The following is a 6,228-nucleotide window of genomic DNA, read 5'->3' on the forward strand; positions in this document are numbered from 1 at the left end:
GGTTCCACCAACGGGACCCCGGGTGTCAGCGGATCCGGCGAACTGGCTCCGGTGGCCGCTAGAGCTGGGGCATCACCTCGGCGGCGACCAGCTCGACGTGGTCCAGGTCGGCCAGGTCGAGGACCTGGAGGTAGAACCGGCCGCTGCCGGCCTCGGCGTACCGGCCGATCTTGTCGACGACCTCGGCGGGGGTGCCGGCGAGGCCGTTCTCGCGCAGCTCGGCCGGCTCCCGACCGATCGCCCCGGCCCGCCGCCGCACCTCGGCCTCGTCCCGCCCGCAGCACAGCACCAGGGCGTTGGACCAGTTCATCCCGGCCGGGTCCCGGCCGATCTCCGCGCACGCGGCCCGGACCCGGCCGAACTGCGCGGCCGTCTCCTCGATCGAGACGAACGGCAGGTTGAACTCGTCGGCATAGCGGGCCGCGAGGCGCGGCGTGCGCTTCGGTCCCTTCCCGCCGAGCAGGATCGGCGGGCGCGGCTGCTGCACCGGCTTGGGCAGGGCCGGCGAGCCGTCCACCGGGTAGTAGCGCCCGGCGAAGTCGAACGTCTCGCCCGCCGGGGTCTCCCAGAGCCCGGTGATGACGGCGAGCTGCTCCTCCAGCCGGTCGAACCGCTCCCCCAGCGGCGGGAACGGGATGCCGTACGCGCTGTGCTCCTCGGCGAACCAGCCGGCGCCGATGCCCAGCTCCACCCGTCCGCCGCTCATCTGGTCGACCTGCGCGACGGTGATGGCGAGTGGGCCGGGGAACCGGAAGGTGGCGGCCGTCATCAGCGTGCCGAGCCGGATCCGGGAGGTGTCCCGGGCCAGGCCGGCCAGGGTGGTCCAGGCGTCGGTCGGGCCGGGGTCGCCGCTCACCGAGCCCATCTTGAGGTAGTGGTCGGAACGGAAGAACGCGCCGTAGCCGGCGTCCTCGGCGCAGCGGGCCACGGCGAGCAGCTGGTCGTAGCTGGCACCCTGCTGGGGTTCGGTGAAGATCCGCAGTTCCATCCCCCGAGCATAGGGAGTGCAGACGGGGGCGGGTCAGGGCTGGCCGAGGCCGGCCTCGCGGGCCCGCTGGATGGCCTGGCTGCGGTCGGCGACCTGGAGCTTGCCGAGCACGTTGGACAGGTGGTTGCGGACGGTCTTCGGGCTGAGCGTCAGCCGGCGGGCGATGATGAGGTTGCTCAACCCCTGGGCGACCAGGTCCAGCACCTCGCGCTCCCGGTCGGTCAGCTCGGGGAAGGGTGCCGGGCCCCTCGCCCGGCCGCCGGCCAGGAAGCCGATCGCCCGGCTCGCCACCACCGGCCCGAGCAGCACCTCCCCGTTGGCCACCGCCCGGACGGCCCGGTCCACCTCGCCCGGCGCAGCGCCCTTGAGCAGGTAGCCCCGCGCGCCGGCACGCAGCGCGGCGAAGACGGAGTCGTCGTCGTCCAGCATCGTCACCACCAGCACCCCGATCCCCGGGTGCCGGCCGACGATCTCGCGGGTGGCCTCCACGCCCGACCGCCCGCCGCCGAGGTGCAGGTCCATGATGATCACCTCCGGCCGGGTGCGGTCGGCGACCCGGGCGGCCTCGTCGGCGTCCGCGGCCTCGCCGACGACCTCCAACCCCGGCGTGGACGCCAGCAGAGCCGTCATGCCGAGCCGGAACACGGGATGGTCGTCGACCACCGCCACCCGGATCACCGCCCGTTCATCGCCCACGAACCGTCACCTCCGACCCGCCCGACGCGCCCCCCACCGGCCGCGCACCGCCCGACGACACCTCCACTGGCCGCGCACCGCCCGGCGCGACCCCCACCGGAGGCGCACCGCCCACCGAACCCGCTTGGCCCGCCGGCCCCGCTGCCCCCACCGCGTGGCCCAGCGGGGGCGACGGGAGCAACGCAGGCGACGGGAACGACGGGTACGACTGCTGCGAGTGGAACGGGCCGAGCCGGTCGGCGGGCACGCGCACGCTGACGGTGGTCCCGCCGTCCGGCCCCGGCCCGACCGCGCACGCGCCGCCGATACCCTCGGCCCGTTCCCGCATCGAGAGCATGCCGACCCCGGCCGGAACGCCCGCCCCGACGCCCCGCCCGGGGTCGGCCACCCGCACGGTGAGCCCGTCGGCGTCGCGCTCCACCAGGACGGTGCAGACCGACGCGCCCGAGTGCCGCTGGGCGTTGCGGACGGCCTCGGAGACGATGCCGTACACGGCGGTGGCCACCGGCTCGGGCAGTGGCATGGGCGGGGCGTCCACCTGCACGGCCAGCCCCGAGCCGTCGTACCGTCGGGCCAGCTCGTGCAGGGCGGGGGCCAGCCCGCGCTCGCCGAGGACCGGCGGCAGCAGGCCGCGGGCCAGGTCGCGGACCTGCTCGACGCCCTGGTCCGTCTCGTCACGCAGCCGGTCCAGCAGCCGGCCGGCGGCGGCCGGGTCCACGCCGAGGAGGTTGCGGGCCGCCTGGAGGCCGAGCGCGACCCCGGCCAGGGTGGGGCCGAGCCCGTCGTGCAGGTCCCGGCGCAGCTTGCGGCGTTCCGAGTCGCGGGCCTCGGCCAGCCGGGACCGCGAGGCCACCAGCGCCCGGCTGGTGGCCGCGAGGCTGGCCGCCGAGGCGACCACGGGCACCAGGTCGACCAGCGCCGATCGGGTACGCCCGTCCAGCCGCTCGCCGGCCCGCGCCCACGCGGTGAGCCGGCCGACCTCCCGTTCGCCCCGGCGCAGCGGCAGCACCAGCGGCTCGCCCACCGGCCCGGTCGAGGCGCAGTGGGCGGTGCAGAGCTCCGGGCCGTCCACCTCGATGCCGCACGCGGCCAACCGCAGCGAGTCGGTGAGGCTCCGCGCCACCCCGGTCAGCACGTCGGCCGGGTCCTCGCTGGCACTGATCCGGTCCCCCACGCCCCGGACCACCCCGAGCGGCTCGGCGGCGGCGCCGTGGATCAGCCGGTCCACCCGCCGCTGCACCCACCACCGGACGGGCTGCACGGCGGCGGCGACGAGGGCGGTGACCAGCACCCCGGGCACCGCCCGGCTGGCGGGGAGCAGGGCGTCCAGGGTGGTCACCCCGACGACGTACGCGGCGATCAGCAGGAACGTCAGCAGGAACCAGACCAGCGTACGGCGGACGGCGATCTCGATCCCCCACAGCCGCTGCCGCAGCACGACGGCCAGCACGGCGGCCGGGAAGAACGCCTGGGCGGCCAGCATGCCCGTCGGGGGCAGCCAGGACGGCACCAGGTGCGCCCGGTCGGGGGGCAGCGCCACCGGGGCGAAGCTGACCGCGAGCAGCGCGGTGCCCACGGCGAGCCAGCCCAGCCCGACCCGTTCGGTGGTCGACGCGACCCAGCGCCGCCACAGCAGCCCACCGGCGGCGACCAGCCCGAGCACCGGCACCAGGGCCGCGAGCGCCGGCTGGACCAGCTCGATCAGCGTCGCCCAGCCGGCGCTGGGAATCGGCAGCGGCGCCCCCGATCCGGTGGCCCCCGGGCCGGGCCAGGTGAGCTGGCACAGCTCGAAGGCGGCCACGACCGCCGCGCCCGCCGTCACCGCCGCCCGCGCCGGCACCGGCAGTCGCCCCTCCCGCACCAGCCACGGCAGCACCACGATCAGCGACAGCATGCCCGGCGCCCAGCCCCAGTGCCGGGCCGAGGTGAGCCAGGTGACCTCGGGCAGCTCCGGGTGCACCCGGAGCAGTTCGGCGTACTGGGCGCCCAGGGCGGAGACCCCGCCGCCGATCCCGGTCACGGCCAGCAGCCAGGCGACCGGGTGCCCCCGGCGCAGCAGGATCAGCCAGGCCACCGCCCCGTAGACGGCGCAGTCGCTGAAGTCGACGAGGAAGTAGAGCTGCGCCAGCCCCCAGGGGCGGTGGGCCAGCGCCCAGCACAGCGCCGTGCCGGTGAACAGCAGCGCGCAGGCGACGGCGACGGCCCGGGCGGCGACCGGGCGGCGGTGGTCGTCGCCGGTGCTCGGGACGGCGCGGGCAGGCGGCGCCGGGTCGGCCAGCATGAGGTGATCCTGTCAGGCGGGCCGCCGGTTGCCGATGGCCCGCTGCTCCACGGCGAATGTCAGGCCCGCGACAGTCGTCCACAGCCCGGCGGGGACGAGGGCGAGGTACTGCAGGGGCACCGCCTGGGTGGCGGCGATCGCCAGCGCCATCAGCAGGCTGAACGCCCCGAACCAGCGGCCCGCCGCGCGCCGGGCCAGGCCGGTCACGGCCAGCGCGCCCGCGCTCAGCCCGATGCCCGCCCAGACCCAGGGCAGCGTGCCGTAGAGGCTCAGCAGCGCGGCGACCAGGTCGGCGTCGGTCTCGTGGGCGTGCAGCAGGTTGAAGTACAGCTCGGTGGAGACGCCGCCGCCGACCAGCAGCAGGGCCGCGGTCAGCAGCGGGCCGGCGGCGGCGATCTCCGGCAGCAGGCTGCCGGAGATCTCCCGGGCGGCGAGCCGGCGACGCAGTCCGACGGCGAACACCGCGAGGCAGGCAGCGGACACGGTGGTGAGGATCTGGAACGCCCAGACGTACGCCTCACGGCCGGCCACCGCCGCGACGTAGCGGGCGTTGTCGGCGAAGACGGAGGTGTCGACGTCGGTGAGGCCGGCGGTGACGAAGAGGCCGACCAGGCCGGTGAGGCCGCCGACCGCGCCCGCCAGCGCCCAGGCGCGGCCAGGTGGCGCGGCCGGCTCGGGTGTGGCGACGGCGGTGTCGACGAGGTGGGTGCTGACGGACACGGGGGCCTCCCGGTTGACGACTGGTGGGTGGGGCCGGCGGGTCGCGGTACGGGCGACGGCCGCCGGCCCCGCCGAGCGTGCCGGTCCCGATGTCCCGGCCGCCTGGTGCGTGCCGTCCCGGTCGGCCGGGAACTTCCGCCGCGCGCCGGGGGCCCGGCGCGCCGGTACCGCTGTCCCTTCCCGCCGGGACGCCGGGCGACGGACCGTCTGAGCCGTGGCGTCGGCGTGGGCGCCGCGATCCCGTGGCGCCGCAGGGGCGTCGCGGGCCAGGTGTGAGCAGGAGGCGGCAGTGGACGACCAGGACCGGACCCGACTGACCGGTGCCGTTCGGGAGCTGACCCCGGAGCTGACCCGACGGGCGGAGGAGATCGAGGCGGCCCGGGAACTGCCCGCCGACCTGCTCGACCGCCTGCGGGCCGCCGGCTGCTTCCGGATGTTCGTGCCGCGCAGCCACGGCGGGTACGACGCCGACCCACACACCGGCCTGGCGGTGCTGGAGGCGCTGGCCCGCGCGGACGGGTCCACCGGCTGGGCGGTGATGATCGGTGCGGAGACACCGCACCTGCTGGCGATGCTGCCCCGGGACCAGTTCGACAAGCTGTACGCCCACGGCCCCGACGTCGTGGTGGCCGGCGGTTTCGCCCCGCAGGGGCGGGCCGAGCTGGCCGACGGCGGGTTCCAGGTGACCGGGCGGTGGGCGTTCGCCAGCGGGTCCCGGCACGCCGACTGGATCTTCGGCAACTGCGTGCTCACCGGCGACGGTCAGCCGCTGCCCGGCCCGGCCGGCCAGCCGGTGGAGGTCCGCTCGATGCTGTTCCCGGCCGGGCAGGTGACGGTGGAGGACACCTGGCACGCCCTCGGGCTGCGGGGCACCGGCAGCCACGACGTACACGTCGACTCGGTCTACTGCCCGGTCGAGCGCAGCTTCGACCTGTTCACCGGCGTGCCGTGCGTGCCGGGGCCCGGCTTCGTCGCGCCGCTGGCCCAGTTCGTCCTGCATTTGGGCGCGGTGGCCGTCGGGATCGCCCAGGGCGCCCTGGACGACATGGTGGCTCTGCTCGACGGCGGCCGGCAGCGGCTCTACGCCCGGCAGTCGCTGGCCGACTCGCCGGCCTTCCGGGAGCGGCTCGGCCGGGCCGACCTGCACGTGCGGGCGGCCCGGGCGCTGCTGCGGTCGCTGGCCGACGACCTGTTCCGGGCCGCCCTCTCCGGCGACCCGGCCGCGCTCGGCGAGCTGCACCCGCGCATCTCGGCCAGCCTGCCCTGGGTCACCGAGGTGACCACGGCCGCCGTGGACGCCTGCTACCGGGCCGCCGGGGGCGGCGCGGCGCGGGACTCCTCGCCCGTGCAGCGCCGCTTCCGGGACATCCACACGTTCTCGCAGCACGCGGCGGCGGCCGAGGGCTGGCTGGGCAACAACGGCAGCCGGCTGCTCGGCCGGCCGGTCGAGCTGGCCTACTGACGCCGGGGTGCGCGGCGGCGACGGCCCGGCACGGTCGGACCGGACCCCGGCACGGCCCCGGTGCGCCGGGGACGAGCCCGG

General features: G+C 76.8%; 5 protein-coding genes. 1 reads left to right on the forward strand and 4 read right to left on the reverse strand.

Annotation, left to right across the window (positions count from 1 at the left end):
* Positions 1-58: 58 nt before the first annotated feature.
* The 4 genes from ACFT41_RS10505 to ACFT41_RS10520 are packed head-to-tail and all read right to left on the reverse strand — an operon-like array spanning position 59 to position 4,685.
* A complete protein-coding gene (locus ACFT41_RS10505) occupies positions 59-988 on the reverse strand; it encodes an LLM class F420-dependent oxidoreductase (RefSeq protein ID WP_377587484.1) in 930 nt (309 codons plus the stop codon).
* A gap of 33 nt (positions 989-1,021) precedes the next feature.
* Positions 1,022-1,684 carry a response regulator gene (locus ACFT41_RS10510; RefSeq protein WP_377587485.1) on the reverse strand — a complete coding sequence of 221 codons (663 nt, stop codon included), beginning with the start codon at positions 1,682-1,684 and terminating at the stop codon, positions 1,022-1,024.
* A complete protein-coding gene (locus ACFT41_RS10515) occupies positions 1,674-3,965 on the reverse strand; it encodes a sensor histidine kinase (RefSeq protein ID WP_377587486.1) in 2,292 nt (763 codons plus the stop codon). Before ACFT41_RS10515 ends, ACFT41_RS10510 begins: the two co-directional genes overlap by 11 nt.
* A gap of 12 nt (positions 3,966-3,977) precedes the next feature.
* Entirely contained in the window at positions 3,978-4,685 is a 708-nt protein-coding gene (locus ACFT41_RS10520) for a hypothetical protein (protein WP_377587487.1), read from the reverse strand.
* Between the two features lie 289 nt (positions 4,686-4,974).
* On the opposite strand from ACFT41_RS10520, the gene ACFT41_RS10525 reads away from it, so the two are divergent.
* Positions 4,975-6,147, forward strand: a complete 1,173-nt coding sequence (locus ACFT41_RS10525; protein WP_377587488.1) for an acyl-CoA dehydrogenase family protein — start codon at positions 4,975-4,977, stop codon at positions 6,145-6,147.
* The last annotated feature ends 81 nt before the right edge of the window (positions 6,148-6,228 follow it).

The sequence above is a fragment of the Micromonospora sp. NPDC057141 genome (genome assembly GCF_042670805.1).
Taxonomy (GTDB): Bacteria; Actinomycetota; Actinomycetes; order Mycobacteriales; family Micromonosporaceae; genus Micromonospora.

What these genes read in the sequence shown, in the direction of transcription:
- ACFT41_RS10515 (WP_377587486.1), bottom strand. Translation starts at nt 3,965, where the DNA reads ATGCTGGCCGACCCGGCGCCGCCTGCCCGCGCCGTCCCGAGCACCGGC.
- ACFT41_RS10505 (WP_377587484.1), bottom strand. Translation starts at nt 988, where the DNA reads ATGGAACTGCGGATCTTCACCGAACCCCAGCAGGGTGCCAGCTACGAC.